The organism is Methanoregula sp., assembly GCF_002835825.1.
Classification (GTDB): domain Archaea; phylum Halobacteriota; class Methanomicrobia; order Methanomicrobiales; family Methanospirillaceae; genus Methanoregula.
In genome coordinates, this window is the sequence record NZ_PIZH01000535.1 from 1 (window position 1) to 1413 (window position 1413).

A 1413-nucleotide genomic window follows, 5' to 3' on the forward strand; every position below is an offset into this window, starting at 1 on the left:
TATGCTGGTTTGCGCCAATTGGACCGGCTTCAGGCCAGTATGTCCCGGGCTGGGTCTTCCCGATTATTTTCATGGCACTCATCACAGTCGTACCAGCCATCTTTATGATGCCAAAGATTGAGCAAAGGCAACGGATTTTGATCGTGTTCTGTATTTCTTGGATATCGGGTATGACCGTGGCACTGGCTGCTCTCGTGTCCGGTGGAGCGGTTTTCCATCAGCCGGATTCTATCCCCCAGTCGCTGGTATCGATCCTCATGAGCTGCATTATCGGAACGGGAATTGCAGCATTGCTTTACACAGTCGTTGTTTCCAAAAGGAGGCCCGCGGATTCTTAACGATCTCTTCACCACCCGCTATGCCTGCCACATTATCGCCCGGAATGGGGACTCGCACAAGGAAGAGATTACTACACCCGGAGTTTTATTGTGAAAATCTACATGGATGTCTGTTGCCTCTGCAGACCGTATGATGATCAACAGGTTCCTCGAATCCGGTACGAGAGCGAAGCGATCATCGCCATCCTGGACCGGTGTTCACGCGACTGGGAGCTTGTCGGGAGCTCGGCGATCACGTACGAGATTGCAAAAATTTTGGATCATCAGAAGAAACATTATATTTCATCGTTTGCAGCAAAAACAAAAATGAACGTCCTTGTTGACAGGAACATCAGAGAACGGGCAGAGGTCTTCATGGGCTGGGGCATAAAAGCAGTCGATGCCCTGCATGTGGCCTGCGCAGAAAAGTCGGAAGCGACAGTATTTCTTACAACAGATGACGGGTTAAAAAATATTATGAGCCACCACAACGATACGATGTCTATACGAATCGTTAATCCTGCTGCATGGTACGAGGAGGTGACGGGAAATGAAAGCGAAGACATTGCATGAGATCCACGATGAAGGCATGAATGCACTCCGGGAAAGGCTCGGCCCCGTCGATATGATCCGGTTCATCCAGATGTTTGATTCGGGAAAAGGCGATTATACAAAAGAACGCAGGCAATGGCTCAGTAATGATCTCGATGAGATCTGCAAAGAAATTCAGGAGATGCAGAAGAAGCTGGAATGAGTCCGGATCATTGCAGTTTCTGTAAAGGAAAACTCCGCGAGGGAACAACGGAATTTATGGCGCATGCCGCGGACGAAGTTATCGTGATCAAGGATGTACCCGCATATGTCTGTGAGCAGTGCGGCGAGGCATATTACACACAGGAAACCTCCCGTAAGATTGACGGGATTATGCGGGATGCCCACCAGAAGAAACTCAGCATGCGCCCGCTCCCTGCCGGCGAAGTGTCACTGAAGGGATAATTTTTTTATCGATTGTTTGGGGGGGTCTCTTGCATACCCCCCTCCACTTTTTTTCTAAATCGATCACACCCCCCACCCACCATAGGGGGGAGGTCTGCGG

The 1413-nt window shown here is 49.9% G+C and carries 3 protein-coding genes; all 3 read left to right on the forward strand.

Features of this window, described 5'->3' with window-relative positions; genetic code table 11:
* Window positions 1–428: 428 nt before the first annotated feature.
* The 3 genes from CW742_RS13055 to CW742_RS13065 are packed head-to-tail and all read left to right on the forward strand — an operon-like array spanning window position 429 to window position 1313.
* Complete coding sequence (locus tag CW742_RS13055) at window positions 429–890, forward strand: hypothetical protein (protein WP_292421068.1); 462 nt, start codon at window positions 429–431, stop codon at window positions 888–890.
* On the forward strand, window positions 868–1071 hold the full coding sequence (locus CW742_RS13060; protein WP_292421069.1) for a hypothetical protein: 204 nt from the start codon (window positions 868–870) through the stop codon (window positions 1069–1071). Before CW742_RS13055 ends, CW742_RS13060 begins: the two co-directional genes overlap by 23 nt.
* Window positions 1068–1313: a type II toxin-antitoxin system MqsA family antitoxin gene (locus CW742_RS13065; protein WP_292421071.1), complete on the forward strand. Its 246-nt coding sequence runs from the start codon at window positions 1068–1070 to the stop codon at window positions 1311–1313. The genes CW742_RS13060 and CW742_RS13065 overlap by 4 nt, the downstream gene beginning before the upstream one ends.
* Window positions 1314–1413: the final 100 nt, after the last annotated feature.

Bases quoted from the DNA above. Each gene is read 5' to 3' on its own strand.
- CW742_RS13060 (WP_292421069.1), top strand. From the start codon at position 868: ATGAAAGCGAAGACATTGCATGAGATCCACGATGAAGGCATGAATGCA.
- CW742_RS13065 (WP_292421071.1), top strand. From the start codon at position 1,068: ATGAGTCCGGATCATTGCAGTTTCTGTAAAGGAAAACTCCGCGAGGGA.